Source organism: Bacillus sp. LJBV19, from assembly GCF_017797845.1.
Classification (GTDB): Bacteria; Bacillota; Bacilli; order Bacillales; family Bacillaceae; genus Bacillus; species Bacillus velezensis.
This window is the reverse complement of record NZ_CP072563.1, coordinates 2,342,058-2,363,459: the sequence shown is the minus strand read 5'-3', so window position 1 is coordinate 2,363,459 and position 21,402 is coordinate 2,342,058. Positions and strand designations below refer to the sequence as shown.

The following is a 21,402-nucleotide window of genomic DNA, read 5'->3' as shown; positions in this document are numbered from 1 at the left end:
GAGGAAGTTCATATGCAAGAGCAGCTTCTTATTAACAATCAGCATCCCGTTCTGAAACATCATAAAGCCTATGGAAAGGAACTGCTGCCGGGTCTGGCTTATATTGACCTGATCTATCAGACTTTCAGAGAAAACGGTTTTTTTCATGCCGGCCTTGAACTCAGGCACTTATCGATTTTTCACCCTTTAGCTCCTGAACAGGGAGAATCAATCCTGCTTTCCGTTGATTGTACAGAGAACGGCGAAGGGCAGTGGAAGGTGGAGGTGAAAGGGCAAAAACAAGGTGACGAAGCAGCAGAGACAAAGGTATATGCCGCGGCGCAAATGCATTCCGTCAAGCCCGACGGCTTCCAAGAGAGCGTCCGGATGGATGCCGTAAAACAAACGGCGGCAGAAATACCGCTTGAGGACATTTACGCGGAATGCAGGGATCAAGAACTGGTTCATTCAGGAATGATGAAAGGCTGCGGAAGCGTCTACCAAACTGAAAAAGAGATTTATATTGATCTGTCGGTGCAAAAGGATCAGCTGGAACATGCAGAAGAGGCGATGTTTCATCCCGCATTGATAGATGCGAGCAGCATCGGCTCCAATGTATACCTCGCTCCTTTGACGAGGAAGGAGGGGCAATTATTTCTGCCGCTGTTTTATGAATCGTTTTATTGCGCCGAATTGCTGCAGACAACATGTATCACCAAGATAAAAAAAGAATCCGTCACCCGTAAGAAAGATCTCGTTTACGTGACAATGGAGTTTTTCAATGAGGAAGGCAGAAAAGTCGGCGAACTGAAAAACTTCGCCAATAAACTGGTGAGGGACCCGGAACTGATCAATCAGAAACGGCAAAAGAAAGAACCTGACGGGCGGAATGCCGTCCCGGCTCCGCAAGCGGAACCGGCGCCTTCTGAGCCCCGCCGTGCGGAGGCTTCCGCCGGCCTTACTGAACAGTGCATCCTTTATTTAAAAGAATTGCTTGCCGCCCGATTGAACAAACCTGTGAAAGAGATTGACCCGGATATCGGCTACTATGAAATGGGGCTGGATTCTCCGGGGCTGTTGGACATGGTGAAGGAAATTGAACAAAAAATCGGAACGCAGCTACTGCCGACGCTGTTATTTGAATACACGACAATCGCGGAATTGGCGGGATATTTGTGCGAACATTACGGAGCCGGTTTCGGCCATGCTCAAAGCGGACATTCAAGTGCTGAGCCTTTGCCCCGGGAAAAAAAGAGGACGACCCAAATCCGCGTGAAAAAGTCGGCATCAGCCGGAACGCAGAATGGAGATATTGCGATCGTCGGGATGGCGGGACGGTACCCCGGCGCCAAAAATCTTCGTGAATTTTGGACAAATTTAAAAAATGGAGAAAACAGCGTAACGGAAGTGCCTCGTTCCCGCTGGGATACGAGGACATATGAGCATTTGCGATCGCCGTCCGGCAAGCCGATTTCCAAATGGGGCGGTTTTATAGACGATCCGGATTGTTTTGATGCGAAATTTTTCCGGATTTCTCCGCGGGAGGCAGAAGCTAAAGATCCGCAAGAACGATTGTTTTTGGAAACATGCTGGGAAACGATTGAGGATGCGGGCTACACCCCGGAAACAATCGTTCAGCCGAAAGGGCCGAATAAGAGAATGAACGTCGGTGTGTTTGCCGGGGTGATGCATATGGATTATTCTCTCGCCGGCGCTGAAGCTGCGGCGAAAGGGCTGGTCTTTCCTTATCCCTTGAACTATGCGCCGATCGCAAACCGGGTTTCATATTTTTGCAATTTTCACGGGCCGAGCATGGCGGTTGACACGGTGTGTTCGTCATCTTTGACGGCCGTCCATATGGCGGCGGAAAGTCTGAGACGCGGTGAATGTGAAGCAGCTCTTGCCGGAGGCGTCAATTTATCATTGCACCCGACAAAATATATCACATACGGCTTAATGGATATGCATTCGAGTGACGGGCTGTGCCGCACGTTCGGCGAAGGCGGCACAGGCTATGTCTCAGCTGACGGCATCGGGGCCGTGCTGCTGAAGCCGCTCCACAAAGCCGAAGAAGATAAGGATCATATTTATGCGGTGATAAAAGGCAGCGCCGTCAATCACGTGGGAACCGTCAGCGGGATTACCGTGCCGAGCCCCGTGGCGCAGGGGGATATGATAGCTGAATGCCTTGAAAAGACTGGGATCGATCCCCGGACGATTTCTTATGTGGAAGCGCACGGAACCGGAACTTCTTTAGGAGATCCGATTGAAATACAAGGTCTTGTTAAAGCTTACCGCACGTTTACGGAGGATCGGCAATTTTGTGCGATCGGTTCCGTTAAATCGAATATCGGACATGCGGAATCAGCCGCCGGGATCAGCGGGCTTCATAAAACGGTTTTGCAGCTGTTTCACAAAACGCTTGTCCCTTCTTTGCACTCAGAGACGATTAATCCGTATCTCCGTTTAGAGGACTCGCCATTTTACGTGCAGCAAAAAACCGAGTCATGGAAAAAGCCGGTGTATACAGAGAACGGCCGTGAACATTCCTGTCCGAGACGCGCAGGCATCAGTTCATTCGGGGCGACGGGTTCAAACGTTCATCTCATTTTAGAAGAGTACAGGCCCAAAAACCCCGGCATTACGGAGAATCAAGAGAGACCGTATATCGTGCCTCTATCAGCGAAAAATCCGGAGCGGCTGAAAGAATACGCTGCCCGGCTGCTGATGTTTCTCAAAGATAAAGCGCTTGAAGGAAGCGGGCCGCTTCATGACAAAAGAGTTACAATGCAAAATCAGCTGGAGAATGCGTTGCGCAGTGTTCTGGCGGATGTTCTGCATGTAGAGGCCGGCTCGGTAGATGATGAACAGGATTGGAAGGAATTCGGCTTGGATGTCATGCAGCTGACACAGTTTTCTGAGCTGATGACGGATCAATACGGGCTGGCAATAGACATGACTGATCTCATACAGCATACTTCCGTCCGGACTTTAGCAGAATGTCTTACAAACGATGAGAAACATAAGGATATTCTTTCCGGTCTTTTCGGCCAGTCCGGTTTAGATAAGCAGCCTGATGAATCTTTTTCCCTGCGGTCACTGGCGTATACGCTGCAAACGGGACGGCTGGCAATGGAAGAACGGCTTGTTTTTTTAGTGAACGATCAAGCGGACCTGATCAGGAAATTAACTGAATTTACAGAACGAAAACGGCAGATTGACGAATGCTTTCAAGGGCGGTCTGATAGCGGAACGGAAATCAGGGGTTTCCTGAATGATGATCAGGATACGGAGGAGCTGATCCGAAAATGGATGGACAGCGGCACTTACAAAAAACTTGCGGAGCTGTGGTCAAAAGGGTTTGAGATAGACTGGACGCGGCTGTATCAGGAGGAGAAACCGCGCAGGATGAGTCTGCCGACGTATCCGTTTGCAAAGGAACGATATTGGATACCGGAGCCCGATCATCCCGTCACTTCCGTAAATACAGAAAGCAGGCTTCACCCGCTGCTTCACCGCAATACATCAGATTTGTTAGAACAAAAATTCAGTACGATACTGAACGGAGATGAATTCTTCTTAGCTGATCATATCGTCCGAAACAAGCGTGTTCTCCCCGGGGCGGCTTATCTTGAAATGGCGAGAGCCGCGGCTGAACTGGCTGCCGCGCCGTTAGCCGCTGAATACACGGCTAAAACCGGCATTTCGCTGCGGTATATCAGCTGGATACGCCAGGCCGTTCACAAAAAAGAGCCGCTGCGTATGACGACAGGGCTTTCCTTGGAGGATAACGGCAATGTTTCATTTCAAGTGTACAGCAATGAAAATGATTCAGACATTTATTGTGAAGGCAGTGCTGTGATTGAGCCGCTGTCTGAGGCGCCGGTTTTGCATATTGAACAGCTGAAAGCGCGCTGCCGCAAAAAAGTGCTGTCAAAAGAAGACTGCTATGCGGCGTTTGCAAAGGCGGAAATTGTATACGGACCTTCACATCAAGGAATTGATCACATTTATTGCGGGGAAAAAGAAGCCTTGGCTAAATTGGTGCTCCCTGCTTCCGTTTCTGATGAAGCCGAACAGTTTGTGCTCCATCCGAGTCTGATTGATTCCGCTTTTCAGGCGGCCATCGGCGTTATGAACGAAGATCAAGCGGGTTATCCGGAGCAGCCGTTAATGCCTTTTGAATTACATGAACTGACCGTTTTTCATCCGTGCAGTCCAAACATGTGGGCGGCCGTGTTTGTGACGCATGAAACACCGGCCGTGCGAAGAATGGACATTGATATATGTGATGAACGCGGCAATGTGTGTGTAAGGATAAAAGGATTTTCTGCCCGGATGGCCGAAAGTGCGCCGGCCGTAACCGATAATAAGCAATACGATCTGCCGGGTAACCTTACCGGAGCCGTCAAACTGATGCAGGTATGGGACGCGGAACCGATAGACAACCAAACCGGCTTCCCCATTTCTGAAGCAAAAGCTGTCATCATAGGCGGTACAGATGGGCAGGCGGACGCGGTTTTACGATTGTTTCCTAAAGCTGTGCGATTTGATATCGGCCAAAGTGCTTCCGTTGAAGTGATATCTGATCGGCTCCGCCGTCTCGGTGAGATTCAGCATATGATCTGGTTTGCCCCTCAGCCGGCTGATTCTGACAGCCATGATCAAAAAAGCGGGGTGCTGCAAATTTTCAGAGCGGCCAAAGCTCTTATCGGTCTCGGATATGGAAAAGAGCAGCTCGGGATGACGGTGATTACGCACCAAGCACAGCCTATCACCCAATATGATGAGGTGCGTCCCGCTCATTCCAGTGTGCACGGTTTCGTCGGGTCTCTCGCTAAAGAGCATCCGAGCTGGCACATCCGTCTGGCCGATCTTGAAGACGGGGGGGATTTCCCCGCAGAAGACATATTCAGCCTGCCCCGCGACCGTACGGGTAAAGCATGGGTGCGCAGACATCAGGAATGGTACAGGCCTCAATTGCTTCCGGTCCAAAGCGGGCCGTCTGAAAGTGTTCCTTACCGCTATGGAGGCGTATATGTCATCATCGGCGGTGCGGGAGGCATCGGCGAGGTTTGGACAGATTATATAGTGACGACGTATAAAGCCCGAGTCGTCTGGATCGGGAGGCGGCCGCTGGACAGCCGGATACGCCAAAAAATAGACCGGTACCGGCCATCAGGCCCGGCTCCCGAATATATAGCCGCAGATGCTTCTGATCTTCCATCGCTTCAGCGCGCCTATGAACAGATTAAAAACACATACGGCACCATCAGCGGCGTCGTTCACTCAGCGATGGTATTTGCGAATGAAAGCGTAAAAGATATGGAAGAATCACAGTTTCACGCCGGTCTTGCGGCGAAAGTGGATATTTCCGTCAACATTGCCGAAGTATTTGCGAAAGAGTCTTTGGACTTTATTCTCTTTTTCTCTTCGGTTATTTCATATATTAAGAATCCGAAACAAAGTCATTATGCGGCGGGGTGCTCATTTAAAGACGCATTTGCCCATGAGCTTTCCGGACGGCTGTCATGCCGGGTCAAAGTGATGAACTGGGGTTATTGGGAGCGGGCTGACAATCACATTTCTGAAGAGTTTGACAGACTGAGTGCAATCGGTCTCGGGCTGATCAGCCGGGCGGAAGGGATGCAGGCGCTGGAAACTCTGCTGACGCAGCCGATCTCCCGCATGGGGCTGATGAAGCTGACCAAGCCGATTCCGATCGAGGGAATGAACCCTCATGAATTTGTGACTATCTGATTGCCTGTCAAAATGACGGAGCAAATTTAATTTTCTTAGGAGGATAAGGTTTTGGGTAAGGGAGACAAACAAAAAGACCGTACACAGTTATCCTTAAGAACAGAAATAAGCAATCAAATGAAAGAATTGAATCGGCTTTTGCTGCAAGTGCTGCGGGTGACGCTGCGTTCAATGAGTCTGACCGGCGAAGCGCCGGCGGCTTCCTGTCTGCCTTTATATGAGCGCTGGCTGGAAGAAAGCAACCGTCTTTTAGACAGCGATTTTAAAAGCGGTGAAACGTCCGCGGTTTGGGAAGAGTGGCATAAGAAGAAAAACGAATGGCTGAAAGATCCGGATATGAAAGCGCAGGCTCTGCTGGCGGATACCGTCATTCAAGCTTTGCCTGACATTTTAACAGGCAAAATAAAAGCCACGGACGTGATGTTTCCCGATTCTTCAATGGAGCTTGTTGAAGGAATCTATAAGCATAACATTCTCGCTGATTATTACAACGATGTGCTGGCAAATGAAGCGTGTATTTACGTGGAAAATGTAATTAAAAACAATCCTGAGGCAAACATCCGTCTGCTGGAGATCGGAGCGGGCACCGGCGGAACGAGCAGCACACTGTTTAAAAAGCTCCGCCCCTATCAAAACCATATTCAGGAATACTGTTATACCGACTTGTCAAAAGCTTTTTTAATGCATGCCGAAAAGGAATACGGCGCGGACAATCCGTATTTGACGTATCAGCTGTTTAATGTGGAGCAGCCTGCGGCGGGCCAGGGATTACATCTGAGAACCTACGATATCGCTATTGCCGCAAACGTGCTGCATGCCACCAAAAATATCCGGAAAACATTACGGACGGCAAAAGCCGTATTGAAAAAGGACGGTTTGCTGCTCGTTAATGAACTGGGCGGGCATACGCCGTTTACACATGTTACATTCGGCTTATTAGAGGGCTGGTGGCTGTACGAAGACGAGGCGCTGCGGATTCCGGGGTGCCCCGGTCTTTATCCGGAAACATGGAAATCCGTTTTAATGGCTGAAGGCTTTCATTCCGTTCAATTTCCGGCTGAAAACGAACGTCTGCACACCCAGCAGATTATCACGGCGAAAAGCAACGGAGTCATCAGGCAGAGCAGGGAAGCTTACACCGCGCAAAAGCGCCAATCAAACGTACCGCAAACATCCTCTGATCGTCAGCTCCCCATCAAACAAGCGGGAGAGGGGCTTTCGGAAAAGACAGCGGCTTTTCTGATAAAGGCTGCGGCAAACGTATTAAAAATGCCGGCAGAAGAGATAAATCCGCTGGCTCCTCTGGATGAATACGGCATTGACTCTATTCTGATCGTTCAGCTGACGAATGGGCTGCGGGATCTCGTCCCTGATATCAGCAGCACGCTGTTTTTTGAATACCGGACGATAGAAGAGCTTGCCGCATTCTTGGCTGAAACGAAGGAGCGCGAACTGCATGCGCAATTTTCTGAAGAAGTCCCTCATACTGAAGCGGTATCATCCGGCTCTTTGCTTGAAAAAAGCACAGAGTATCTGAAACAGATCGTCAGCGCCATCTTAAAGATGCCGATTGAGGACGTTCAAGCCCATACGCCCCTTGAAGAATACGGAATCGATTCCATCTTAATCGTACAGCTGACCAACCGCGTGCGGGAAGACGTCCCTGATATCAGCAGCACTTTGTTCTTCGAGTATCCGACAATCGGCGGATTAGCGGAATATCTCGTCAGCTCAAGACAGGATGATATGGCTGGGATTTTCAAGACAAATAAAGAAGCCGAAAAGGCGCCGCACACATTACAGAAAAAGCAAAGCCGCAAAAAAAGCGCCGGATTGGCGAAGCGCCAAGCGGCATCTTTTTCTGAAAAAGCGCCGCCCGCTTCCGAACCGCCGTCAAAACACCTTGAAGTGGCCATTGTCGGTCTTGCCGGACGGTATCCCGGAGCTGAAAATGTTAATGAGTTCTGGGAACGGTTAAAGACCGGTGAACACGGAATCACCGAAATTCCGAAAGACCGCTGGGATTGGCAGGACTACTATGATGAGACAAAAGGTAAGGAAGGCCGGATGTATACAAAGTGGGGCGGCTTTTTAACAGATATTGATAAATTTGATCCGCTGTTTTTTAAAATCTCCCCGAAAGAAGCGGAGCGCATGGACCCGCAGGAGAGACTGTTTCTGGAAACCGCTTATGCAGCCCTTGAGGATGCCGGATATACCCCTGATTCACTATGCGCCGGTAAAAAGGTTGGTGTCTTTGCGGGTGTTATGAACGGCAACTATCCGACAGGGGCCCACTACCACTTTATCCCGAACCGCGTATCCTATGTGTTTGATTTTCACGGTCCGAGCATCGCGGTCGATACCGCCTGCTCCTCATCCTTAACCGCCATTCATCTCGCCGCAGAAAGCATCAGAACAGGTGCATCTGAATGCGCGATTGCCGGCGGCGTAAACCTGATTACAGATCCGGTTCATTATATCGGACTTTCTTCTATGAGAATGCTGTCACCGTCAAACGCGTGCAAAGCGTTCGGTGATAAGGCTGACGGGTTTGTTGACGGAGAGGGCGTCGGCTGTATCGTGTTAAAGCCGTTGAAGAAGGCTGTTGAAGATCATGATCATATATACGGTGTCATTAAAGGAAGCGCTCTGAACGCCGGCGGCAAAACGAACGGGTTCACCGTTCCGAATCCGAATGCACAAGGAGAAGTGATCGCAGAGGCGATGGAGCGGGCAGGGATTGATCCGAGAGCGATCAGCTATCTGGAAGCCCACGGCACCGGCACTTCCTTGGGAGATCCGATTGAAATCGCAGGGTTAACCAAGGCTTTCCGACGCTATACGGATGCAAAGCAATTTTGTTCCATCGGTTCTGTTAAATCCAATATCGGACACCTGGAAAGTGCGGCGGGCATTGCTGCTGTCACCAAAATTCTTCTTCAGATGAAACACGGATATCTGGTGCCGTCGCTGCATTCAAAGCAGCTGAACCCGGAAATTGATTTTGAAACTTCTCCTTTTATCGTGCAGCAGGAAACGGCGGAATGGAGACGGCCGGCCATAGAATCTGAAGGAGTAACACGGGAATATCCGAGAATCGCGGGTACATCTTCTTTCGGAGCGGGCGGAGCAAATGCCCACCTGCTGATAGAAGAGTATGAACCGGCTGAAATGACTTCGGCGGACTCCGGCCGTCCGGCGCTTTTTGTTTTATCGGCAAAAGATAAAGACCGCTTGCGCGAGCGGGCTCTGTTGCTGTCGGATGCCGCCGGAAACGGAACAATTACAGATGCGAACCTGCTTGACGCGGCATTTACCCTTCAAGTCGGCAGGGTCCCGATGGAAGAACGGCTGGCGATGACAGCGGGCTCTGTTTCTGAATTGGAACAGAAGCTGACTGCTTTTCTGAATAATGCTGGTTCCGTAAGCGGGGTGTTTACAGGCCGGGGTGATAGTGCTGTCACAAAGACGGCAGGCACAGTCAGTGATTGGACGGAAAAACGTCAATTTGACAGTCTTTTGAATGCCTGGGTTCACGGGACGCCCGTCGATTGGGCATCTTTATATAAAGGCGCGCTGCCGCATCGTATCAGTCTGCCGTCTTATCCATTTGCAAAAGAAAGCTACTGGATGAAGCGGGCAGAACAAAAAACAGGAACAACTGAATATGTGCATCCTTTCCTGCATGAAAATACCTCAACCTTGGCGGAGCAAAGCTATCATACATCTTTTACAGGCCGGGAACACGTTTTCCACGATGTGAGAGGGGAGCGGGTTCTGTCGGCAGCCGTTTATTTAGAAATGGCGCTTGCAGCTTATCATCATGCGGCAGACAGCTCTGAAGAAAAAGAGATATGGATCCGAACAGCGGCATGGACTGACCCGATTACCAGCGGACATCACGGTGCGGGCGTCAATCTCTCCCTTCTGTCCGAAGACGAGGAAGGCATCCGTTATGAAATATACAGTGACGAAGAGAAGCTGCATCATTATGGAATCATCGGGCAAGGGAACATACAGCCATCCCGCGTGCTTGATATTGCCTCCTTACAAAAAGACTGCCGCCCGCTGTCATTCGATTATGAAACACCAGGCACATCAGGTGTAACGATCAGTAAGGAGTTCCGCACCGTTGAAAAGCTTTATGCGGGAGAAAATGCGGTTTGGGCGAAGCTTGCTCTCACAGATGAAAGCGGCCGTAATCCGGGATATCATCTGCCGCCGGAATTTCTGGACGCAGCTTTTCATGTCCTGGCAAAAACGGAGCCGTCATTCCATATCGTGCCTGAAGCGGTTGAAGAGCTGCGCGTCATGCGTCCGTGCTCATCCGGCATGTGGATGTATATTAATAAAAAGAATCAAACCGGCTGTAACATTCAATTTTGTGACGAAACCGGCACTGTCTGCGCAGAAATCAAAGGGGTGAGCATGAGACAGCCGTCTCAGCAGGATCACGGGCAAGAGGAACAATCCGAGATGATGATATTTGAAGAAATATGGACGCAGCAGCCTCTAAAGAAATCCATTCATGAAGAGCTGAAAACGGTCATCTGTTTTCTTACGGGAGAAGCTGCCAGAAAGCATGCTTATCAGTCTTTACAATCCCTTTATCCGGGAGCCGGCGTGTTTTTTATTTCACAGGGTGAGGAAACTCAAAAGCTTTCAAACACGCATTATCAAATTAAAATCACTGACGGACAAGCATATCAAGAAACGTTTCGGCATATTGAAACGGCTGCAGGCAAAGCGGATGCCATTTTGTATGGATGGCCGCTTGAAGATGAAAAGACCGTGAAAGACTATTCCATTCTGTATCATGTGATCCGCGCAGCTGCTTCTTTGCGTTTTAAACCGAGGCGAATCCTTCTTTCCGCTCAGTGCGGGATTGATACCGATATCAGTTACGCCGAGTCATGGATCGGGCTGGAACGGTCGCTGAAACTGATCTTGCCGGAGACGGATACGGCCGCGGTTTATTTTGAACAAAAAGGACCGTTAGAAAAACTGATCCATAACGTATGTGAAGAACTTCACAGCGAGTCGTTCCGCAGTGTCATGTACAGTGGGGAAATCCGTCACGTCATGGAAATGAAGCAGACGGATATTGCCCCTGTAGAGAAGCGTGTGATAAAAAGCGGGAAAACGTACTTGATTACCGGCGGATGCGGGGGATTAGGCTTGTTATTTGCCGGATATTTTGCTGAAAAAGGACCGATTACGCTCATTTTGACGGGGAGGTCAGCGGCAGGCGGCCCGGTGCTGAACAAGATAAAGAGATTGGAAGAATCGGGCGCCAAGGTGTTTTACGTGCAGGCGGATGCCGCAGATCAAGCTCAGATGGAGAAAGGTTTGCAAGAAGCGAAAGAGAAAGGATGCGGGCCGATTCACGGTGTCATTCACGCTGCAGGTCTTCAAGGCACTGAAAGCATTCTGGAGAAAGATCTGCAAACCTTTCAGCAAGTCTTATCGCCAAAAGCGGACGGCACCGCGGTGTTAGATCAGGTTCTGTCACGGGAGCCGCTTGACTTCTTTTGTTGTTTCTCTTCTTCTTCAGCGATTTTAGGAGACTTCGGTTCTTGTGACTACGCAATGGGGAACCGCTTCCAAATGGCTTTTGTCCGTCACCGGGATAAACTTGTGAGCCTCGGACTCAGAAGCGGCAAGTCACTTGCAATCAATTGGCCGCTTTGGAAAGAAGGGGGGATGCATGTCGGCACGGCGGAAAGCACCGATATGTATTTAAAATCAAGCGGACAGCGTTATTTATACACAGAGGAAGGACTCGAAGCTTTTGAAACATTGTTGGTCCAGCCGTCCAGCCAGTATCTCGTCCTGGCCGGTTTTCCGTCGAGGGCCAAACGCTTCCTGCAGATAGATCAAGGCGAACGGCCGATTTCGGGTTCTGTAAACAGGAACGTCCCGTTTTCAGGAAGGCGGAGTGAAATGAAAGGCTTCACGCTGGAAGAATGCGTAAGCTGGGATGTGAAAGAACTGGCGGCGGGGCTTTTGAAAATAGACAAGAACAGACTGACGGACGCTGACAATCTGGCTGATTTCGGCTTTGATTCTATCAGTTTGGCGGAATTCGCCTCTTCTTTGTCCGCTCACTACGGAATTGAAGTGACACCGGCCCTGTTTTTCGGACATTCCACACTGGAGAAGGTCGTCCGCTATTTTCTGACGGAACACAAGTCCGTCATGGAGCATGTCTATGAAGAAAAGAAACCTGAATCCGCAGATCAATCTGTCTTTGAAAAGGCAGGAACGGAAAAGCGAAAGAAGCAGTGGGGAAGAAATAAGCTGAATGCCGGAACCGAGGGCAGTCAGGCAGCTGATTCCATTGCCATTATCGGCATGAGCGGCCGATTTCCTCAGGCGCGCACGGCGGACGAGCTGTGGGACATTCTGTTTCAGGAAAAGGACGTTGTCGCACCGGTCGCAAAAAAAGGCTTCACAAGTTCAAAATGGAAACTCGGCGCTGTACCGGGGGCGGACGAATTCGACCCTTTATTTTTTGAAATATCGCCGAGGGAAGCTGAAACGATGGATCCGAAACAGCGGCTGCTTCTTCAGGAAGCGTGGAGGGCCCTTGAGGACGCCGGCTACGGCGCCAGTCATATCAGGCAGCAGACGATCGGTATGTTTGTGGGGGCGGAAGAAGGAGATTATCACCTTTTAACACGGGACAAAGGCAATGTCACGTCTCATCATAACGGTATTTTGGCGGCGCGGCTGGCTTATCACTTGAATTTATCCGGTCCTGTGATGGCGATAAATACAGCATGTTCTTCAGGGCTCGTTTCTGTCCATCAGGCGGTATTAAGCCTGCAGAATAAAGAGTGCACAACAGCTGTTGCGGCCGGGGTGAATATCATGAATACCCCGGACTTTTTTGAAACGATAGATAAAGCCGGAATGCTGTCGGAAAACGGGAAATGCTTCGCGTTTGATAAAAGGGCTGACGGCATGGTACCGGGGGAAGCGGCCGCGGCGGTTGTTCTTAAGCCGCTGAGAGAGGCGGAAAAAGATGGTGATCCGATTTACGGGGTGATTCGGGCGAGCGGCATCAATTATGATGGGAAAACAAACGGAATTACCGCTCCGAGCGGCGTCGCGCAGACCCGGCTGCTTACTTCCGTTTATGACCGGGGCCGTATCAATCCTGAAGATATCGAATATATCGTCACACACGGCACGGGTACAAAACTCGGTGATCCGGTGGAAATTAACGCGCTTTATGACGCATTTTCTGCCTATACAAACCGAGAATCATTTTGCGCGCTCACATCAATTAAAACCAATATCGGCCACACGTTTGCCGCGTCAGGCATTGTCAGTTTGATCAGTCTTTTACAGGCGTTCTCCCGTGAAATGATTCCCGCCAGTCTGCATTGCAGCGGGGAAAACCGCTATATCAACTGGGAGAAGAGTCCTTTTTATGTGAATAAAACGGGTAAACCGTGGCCTTCTCTGCCGGGTAAAAACCGAATGGGGGCAGTCAGCGCATTCGGGATGAGCGGAACAAACGCCCATGTCGTTATGGAAAGCTATAAGCGCAGCGCTTCACCTCATCGTGATGCCCCTGCATATTTACTTACTTTGTCTGCAAAAACAGAGGAGGCCCTTCAGGAAAAAATCGAAGATATGATCACTTGGGCGGAAAATGGCGGACTGAAAGAAAATGATCTGGCCCAGCTCAGCTATACGTTGTTAAAAGGACGGCATCACTTTAACCATCGCGCCGCCATCGTAGTGCAAGATGCTGATGACGCAGTGTATGTATGGAAGCAGGCAAAGCTTAATGAACATCATCCTTATGTGTTTTCGGGAAAAGTACCGCAGCACTTTGCAGGCCGTCAGCATATTCAGGAGCACATAATAGAAGTGCTCGGCAAGTGCAGCGCCTCATATTCTGACCATAGAAAATATCAGGAGCTGTTATGCGTGCTGGCAGATTTTTATTGTCAAGGTTATGAAATCGAAGGGGACTTGCTTTATGGCGGACCTTTGCCGCGAATCGGCAATCTGCCGGGTTACCCGTTTGCCAGGCAGACGTATTGGGCGTCCGATCGTGTTCAGAGAGAGCTTGAAAGCCGGAATTCAGCTGAACGCGAAAAGCTCCACCCGCTGCTCCACGCGAATACATCGACCTTTATCGCCCAGCGCTTTACTTCTGTTTTTTCAGGGCATGAACCGTTTTTTGCCGATCATATCGTCAATGGAAAACCGGTGCTTCCGGGCGCAGCTGCTTTAGAAATGGCCCGGGCCGCCGTTACACTTGCCGCTGAAGACTTGCCCGGCGGGAAAACGGGTGTCCGGCTCAAACAGATTGTTTGGCTCCGGCCGGTGACGGCGCTTTCTGAAGGAGTGACGCTTCATGTAAAGCTTCAGCCGGAAGAAAACGGAGACATCGCTTTTGAAGCGTATGCCGAAGGGGAAGAGCCGCTTGTCTTTTTCCAGGGAAAGGTCGTGCTCGAAGAGACGGAGCGTGCTCCTGTACTCGATGTGGAAGCGGTTCAGGCGCGCTGCGGCGGCCGGCGTATGTCAAAGGCTGAGTGCTATGAAGCATTCGACAGCCTCGGCATCACCTACGGACCGTCTCATCAGGCGCTTGACGCCGTCTATGCCGGAAGCGGAGAAGTGCTCGCAAAGCTCACTCTTCCGCCGTCCGCCCGCGAAGAAAAGGAGCCGTTCATCCTGCATCCGAGCATGCTGGACGCCGCCCTTCAGGCTTCTATCGGTCTCGTGCTCTCAGACGGTTCCGCGTCCGGACGGCCGTTTCTGCCGTTTGCCCTCCAGGATATGCAGGTGTTTTCTGCGTGCCGTGAGACGATGTGGGCGGTGCTTTCCTCAGCGGCCGGCGCCTATCATATTGAGCTGTGTGATGAAAACGGCGCGGTATGTGTCCGATTGACGGGGCTCACCGCCCGTTTTCTGGAAGAGGACACGGAGGAAAAACCGCTCTTGCTTCAGCCAAAGTGGCAGGAATCACCGCCGAGTGAAGGCGGCGGACAAGAAGAGTCTTTCAGATACGTGACGCTGTATGGCGGAATGAACGCTGAGGACATAAGCGGCGCCGAATGTGCGGCTGACGGCGAAGGTCCGATTGAAGACCGTTATGACGCCTGCGCGGCGGAGCTGTCAGCGATCGTCACGCGTCTTATCAAAGAAAAACAGAAGGAAAAAACGCTGATCCAGCTTCTTGTCCCCGACAGGGGGGAAGACAATGTATTGGCAGGGCTGGCCGCTTTCCTGAAAACGGCTCACCTTGAACATCCGAAGCTGTACGGCCAAGTCATCCAAGCCGATCCGGACGAGTCAGCATCATCGCTTTTTGCCAAGCTGAAAGAAAACCGGGCGCACCCTGAACAAGCGGAAATCCGTTATGAAGACGGCAAACGTCTCGTCAGAAACTGGCGTCATCTGCCGGCCCCTCAAAGCGGCGCCGTTCCGTGGAAAGACGAAGGGGTTTACCTCCTCACCGGGGGAGCGGGCGGCATCGGACTGATTTTCGCTGAAGAAATAGCCTCCCGCGTCAAAAACGCCGTCCTCGTATTAACGGGGAGGGCGGAAGCGCTTGATGAAGACCGCTCCGCCCGCTTACGGCGCTTGGAAGCGTCGGGTGCCCGTGTATTTTATCAACCGGTTGACGTGACAGACAGGGCGGCGGTCATCGCCCTCGTCCGCGGCATACAGGAGGAGCACGGAACACTCGACGGGATCATTCACGGCGCCGGCGTGACCGCCGACAATTACATTCTGAACCAGACAGAAAACGAACGGAAGACCGTCATGGCGCCGAAAGTGAAAGGGCTTATCAATCTTGATGAAGCAGCGAAAGATGTGCGGCTGGACTTTTTCATCCTGTTTTCTTCCTTGGCGGGAGGCATGGGAAATCCGGGGCAGGCCGGTTATGCGGCAGCCAACGCATTTATGGATGTTTATGCAGCCCGCCGGAACCGTCTCGTGCGGGACAACGAGCGGAGCGGGCAGACCCTGTCCGTCAACTGGCCGCTTTGGGAAGAGGGCGGTATGCGTGTGGACAAAGAGACTGAACGGCTGATGTACGAACAGACCGGAATGAAAGCCATGCGATCGGCCTCAGGCATCCAAGCGCTGTACGCCGCTTTTGCCTCCGGAGAACACCAGGTCATGGTGGCAGAAGGCGACGAAAAACGGATTCGCAGCCATATTTTCGATCTGGGCGAAGAACAAAGCGCCGCCGGAAAAGCTCCGGCAGTGGCAGATGCAAGAGATCTGAAAGATCAGGTGCAAGAGAAACTAAAGCGGCATGTATCAGATCTTTTAAAGGTAAGCATGAAAGATATTGAGGCTGACAGCGAACTGACGGAATACGGATTTGATTCGATCATTTTCACTGAATTTACAAATCTATTAAATCGGTCTTATCAGCTTGAGCTCAGCCCGACTATCTTCTTTGAATTTCCGACATTGCGCAAACTGAGCGGCTATTTGATATCTGAATGGAAAGAAGCATTCAGCGGCTTAGAAAGAGAGAGTTTAAAAACCGCTCCAAAAGCCGGAATAAGAAAAGCTGAAGCTCCGGCGGCCGTTCATGTCAAGCGGGAAACGCCCGTATCCGTAAAAGGAAAATCAGAAGAAAAAACCGAACCGATAGCCATTATCGGAATCAGCGGTATTTTTCCGCAGGCGAAAGACATAGATGAATTCTGGACTCGTTTACAAAAAGGGGAGCATTGCATTACAGAAATTCCACGAGATCGCTGGGATTGGCGCGAATATTACGGCGATCCGGTAGCGGATGCAAATAAAACGTCAATAAAATGGGGCGGTTTTATAGATGGAATCGCCGGGTTTGACCCGCTGTTTTTCGGGATATCTCCGAAAGAAGCTGAAATGATGGATCCTCAGCAGCGTCTATTAATGATGTATGTGTGGAAAGCCATTGAAGACGCGGGGTACTCAGCAAAACGGATTGCCGGAACAAAAACCGGCATTTTCACCGGCACATTGGGAAGCGGATATCAAACCTTAATCAATAAGGCGGGTCTTCCTGTCGAGGGGTATACGATGACCGGAATCGTGCCGTCCGTCGGGCCGAACCGGATGAGTTATTTTCTTGATATCCACGGGCCGAGCGAGCCGGTAGAAACCGCTTGTTCAAGCTCTTTAGTCGCCATTCACCGCGCGGTAAAAGCCATTGAAACGGGAGATTGTGATATGGCGGTCGCAGGGGGCGTCAACACGATCGTCACGCCTGAAGGGCATATCGGCTTTCAAAAAGCAGGCATGCTCAGTGAAGACGGGCGCTGCAAAACATTTTCTGATCAGGCTGACGGTTATGTCAGAGGAGAAGGTGCCGGCATGATTGTCTTGAAAAAGCTTTCAGAGGCAGAGCATGACAGGGATCACATCTACGGCCTCATCCGCGGAACAGCGGAAAATCACGGCGGACGCTCAGCGTCGCTTACCGCGCCGAATCCGCAGGCTCAGACGGATGTGCTGAAAAGCGCTTATCAAAAAGCCGGTATTCACCCGTCAACGATCACTTATATAGAAGCGCACGGAACAGGGACGGCACTCGGCGATCCGATTGAAATCAATGCATTGAAAAAAGCTTTCCAAACAGACGGGGCTCCGGGCGGATATTGCGGGATAGGCTCAGTGAAGACAAATATCGGACATTTGGAGCTCGCAGCAGGTATTGCGGGCGTTATCAAAGTATTGATGCAGCTGAAACATCGGACGCTCGCCAAAAGTCTGCATTGCGAGAACATCAATCCCCATATCAAATTGAAGGACAGCCCGTTTTACATTGTGACAGAAACAAAGGAGTGGGAAGCGCTGCGTGATGAAAACGGCCGGGTCCTGCCCCGCCGGGCGGGTGTAAGCTCATTCGGTTTCGGAGGCGTCAATGCGCATATCGTTATTGAAGAATACATGGGCAGAAGTGAGACGGAACAGCAGGAAACCCGTGAGAAAGCGTCATCTCTTTTTGTTTTGTCGGCTAAAAATGAAGAGCGGCTGAAAGAAAGAGCGCGTCTCCTTCGCGATTTTATCCAAAACGGATCATTCCGCCATATCGATCTTGCAGATGCCGCATACACAATGCAGACCGGACGGGATGCGATGGAAGCGAGGCTGGGAATCATTGCAGGCTCCGCAGAGGAACTGACTGAAAAACTGAACGCGTTTCTGTTGGGAAAAAACAGCGAAGATATCATCAGCGGCCGTAAAAAACGCGAGAATAACACGATTTCCATGTTCTCAGACGATGAAGACGCCGCTGACCTCGTCAGCGCCTGGCTTGAGAAAAAGAAATACAAGAAAGTGCTGCGGCTCTGGGCAAACGGATTTGACACAGATTGGGAGCAGCTGTATACGGACAGTAAGCCGCGCCGCATCAGCCTGCCCTCCTATCCGTTCAGAGCAGACCGCTATTGGGTGCCGAAACGGGAGCAGCTGCCGCTTTCGAATCAAAAAACAGTATTATTGCAGAAAACATGGGAGCCTTGCGAGGCAGTGTCTTCATCCGAGCCATTCAGCAAAATAGCGCTCATCGTTTCCGAGGATACAAAAGACCTTGCCGCCGAGGTGAAAAAACAGCTGAATGATGCTGACATTGTGCAGGAAAATCAGCTCATCTCTTTCTTACAGGATGCGAATGCGGCCGTCTATTCCGGGTTTATTGACTTCACCGGCTGCGGCTCTCGACAAAAGCGGCAGGACATCAGCTGGGTGGCATCGCTGCAGCAGCTGATTGAATACGGCCGCGGACAAGAAAACATGAAAATGCTTTATCTTACAAAAGGGCTTGAATCCTTCAAAAATAAGGCTGCCGTTATGCATGGTATTGAAAAAGCGGGGCTTTATCGCATGCTGCGGCATGAATACAGCCATATTCTCACCTGTCACGCCGATATTGATCCTGAAGAGCCGCTGGAGCAGACAGCCGCTTTTATTAGACAAGAAATTGAATCAGACTTAACGGAGTCTGCTGTTTGCTGCAGGGACGGCATGCGCTTCAGCTATGTTCTTCGGCAGACTGATCAGATTGAACCTGAAGCCGTGCAAACAGACCGGACTGTGTTTCCAAAAGACGCCGTCCTGATGATAACCGGAGGAACGCGCGGTCTCGGCGCTTTATGCGCCAAGCATTTCGTTTCAGCGTATGGTGTGAAGAAACTGCTTTTGACAGGCAGAAAGGAGCTGCCGCCGAAAACCGAGTGGGATCTTGAGCAAACAGACCCTGTCGTTTCGGAAAAAATACAGCTTATCCGGCAGCTGGAATCACAAGGCGTAAAAGTGTGCGTCTCAGCAGTTGATCTGACGGATAAGCAGGCCGTCGGACGGCTTATAAAAGAGGTAACCTCAACGCTCGGACCTGTCGGAGGCATTTTGCATTGCGCGGGAATTGCGGACCGTGAAAACCCTGCTTTTCTTCGCAAATCCAAAGACAGTATTGCGCGGGTGCTCGCCCCGAAAGCAGACGGCCTTCACAGTCTGTATGAGAGTGTAAAGGATGGTGCGCCGGCATTTTTCGTCCTGTTTTCATCTGTCTCGGCAGCCGTCCCGATTCTTGCGGCGGGTCAGAGCGATTATGCGATGGCTAATTCTTACATGGACTATTTTGCAGAAAACAATGAGAGCGGCATCATCAGCATACAATGGCCGGCATGGGATGAGACGGGCATGAGCAGGGATATAAAAAGCGGGATGTATCAGCAAACGGGATTGCTGCGGCACTCTGACGCAGAAGGTCTCAAGATGCTTGATTACATTTTAAGAGAAAAACCCGGAGCTGTCGTGCTGCCGGCACAAGTGAAACATGATTGGGACATCAAAGCGCTGGAAAACGCTAAGCCAGCCGCTCATAAAGGAATGAAAGCAGCTTCCAAACCCCCTGAAACCAAAAAACGGGGACATAACCGGACTGATATTCAATCTTGGCTGAGGTCGCTTTTGGCAAAAGAGCTGAGTATCGATGAAACGCATATGGATATCGATGTGCCTTTTCAGGAATACGGAATGGATTCTATCTTTCTGGCGCAAGTGCTGACAAAGATCGATCAAAAACTGCCATCCGTTTCAATTGATCCGACTGTCCTTCTGGAGCATCCTACCATTGAACAGCTCGCGGATTATTTAGCCGCACATTGTCCGGAAGCTTTTTCGGCAGATGCAGCGGTTCCCGCGGAGAAGTTCCCTTTGCAGAAGACGCCGAAACGGAGCAAAAAAACGGCAGATAAGCCCGGGAAACGGGGAAAGGTTGCGATCATCGGCATGGCCTGCCATTTTCCAAAAGCGGGGGATATAAAAGAATTTTGGAAGAATCTCCGCAGCGGAACGGATGCCGTCACTGAAGTTCCGCCGGACAGATGGAACACCGGGGAACACTATCAGCCGGGTGAATATCAAGAAGGAAAAAGCATCAGTAAATGGGGCGGTTTTATTCACGATATTGATCAATTTGACCCGGAGTATTTTAATATTTCAGAAACGCTGGCACCGATGATAGACCCGCTGCAAAGGCAGTGGCTCGAAGTGAGCGCGGAAGCTTTGGCCGATGCCGGTTATCAAAAAGAGGATCTCTGGGGCCGCCGTATCGGCGTTTTTGCCGGTGCAAGGGCAGGTGCGTTTCATCAGAAATTTCAATATTTGCAAAAAGACGCGATTATTGGCGCGGGGCAAAACTTTATTACCGCACACATGGCGCACATTTATAACTTTACAGGACCCAACCTGGTCGTGGATACGGCCTGTTCCAGTTCGCTTACGGCAATTCATTTGGCCGTACAGGCTATTCAAAATGGAGAAGCGGAAGCGGCCTTTGCGGGCGGGGTTGACATTTTGCTTGATGAAAAACCTTTTCTCACAATGAGCGCGGCGAGAATCTTATCGCCAAATGGCCGTTCAAAATCTTTCGATGCCGATGCGGACGGAACAGGAATCGGAGAGGGCTGCGGTGTGCTGATGCTCAAGCCGCTCGAAAAAGCGATAGAAGACAAAGATAAAATATACGGCGTTATTGACGGCTCTGCGATAAATAATGACGGCAGCACAATGGGTGTGACGACGCCGAATCCCCGGGCGCAGCAGGACTTGATTGAGCAGGCGGTTCAATCAGCGGAAATCGAGCCGGACACCATGACATACGTAGAGATGCACGGAACCGGTACATTGATCGGCGACCCGATTGAATTAAAAGGATTAACCAATGTCTTGTCTGCTTATTCCGATGAAAAACAATTTTGCGGTGTAGGAAGCGTCAAAAGCAATATCGGCCACTTGCTGAGTGCGGCGGGCGCGGCGGGAATCATCAAAGTATTGCTGGCGATTGCCAATGAAGAACTGCCGCCGACTTTGCATTGCCATAAACCGAACCCCCGCTTTCAATTTAATGATTCGCCGCTTTATCCTGTGCTTGAGCTGAAGCGGTGGGACGGAAAAAAAGAGATACTCAGGGCCGGGGTCAGCGCGTTCGGTTTGGGCGGGAATAATGCCCATATCATTGTCAGCAACGAAGGAATACCGAAAGAGCGAAAAGCGACCATGGAACCGAAAGGCGGCCAGACAGTATACCGAAAACAGCGGTATTGGCCTGAAAAAGCACAGTTGTCCGAAGCGGAAGAAAATAAGGCGGGCACAGAAGCAATGTTTGAAATAAGCGAGGTGTGA

2 protein-coding genes are annotated in these 21,402 nt (G+C 50.8%); both read left to right on the top strand.

Features of this window, described 5'->3' with window-relative positions; translation table 11 throughout:
* The first annotated feature begins 12 nt into the window (after positions 1–12).
* On the top strand, positions 13–5,739 hold the full coding sequence (locus J6600_RS11275; protein WP_209387410.1) for a type I polyketide synthase: 5,727 nt from the start codon (positions 13–15) through the stop codon (positions 5,737–5,739).
* Between the two features lie 51 nt (positions 5,740–5,790).
* Positions 5,791–21,402 carry an SDR family NAD(P)-dependent oxidoreductase gene (locus J6600_RS11270; protein ID WP_209387409.1) on the top strand — a complete coding sequence of 5,204 codons (15,612 nt, stop codon included), beginning with the start codon at positions 5,791–5,793 and terminating at the stop codon, positions 21,400–21,402.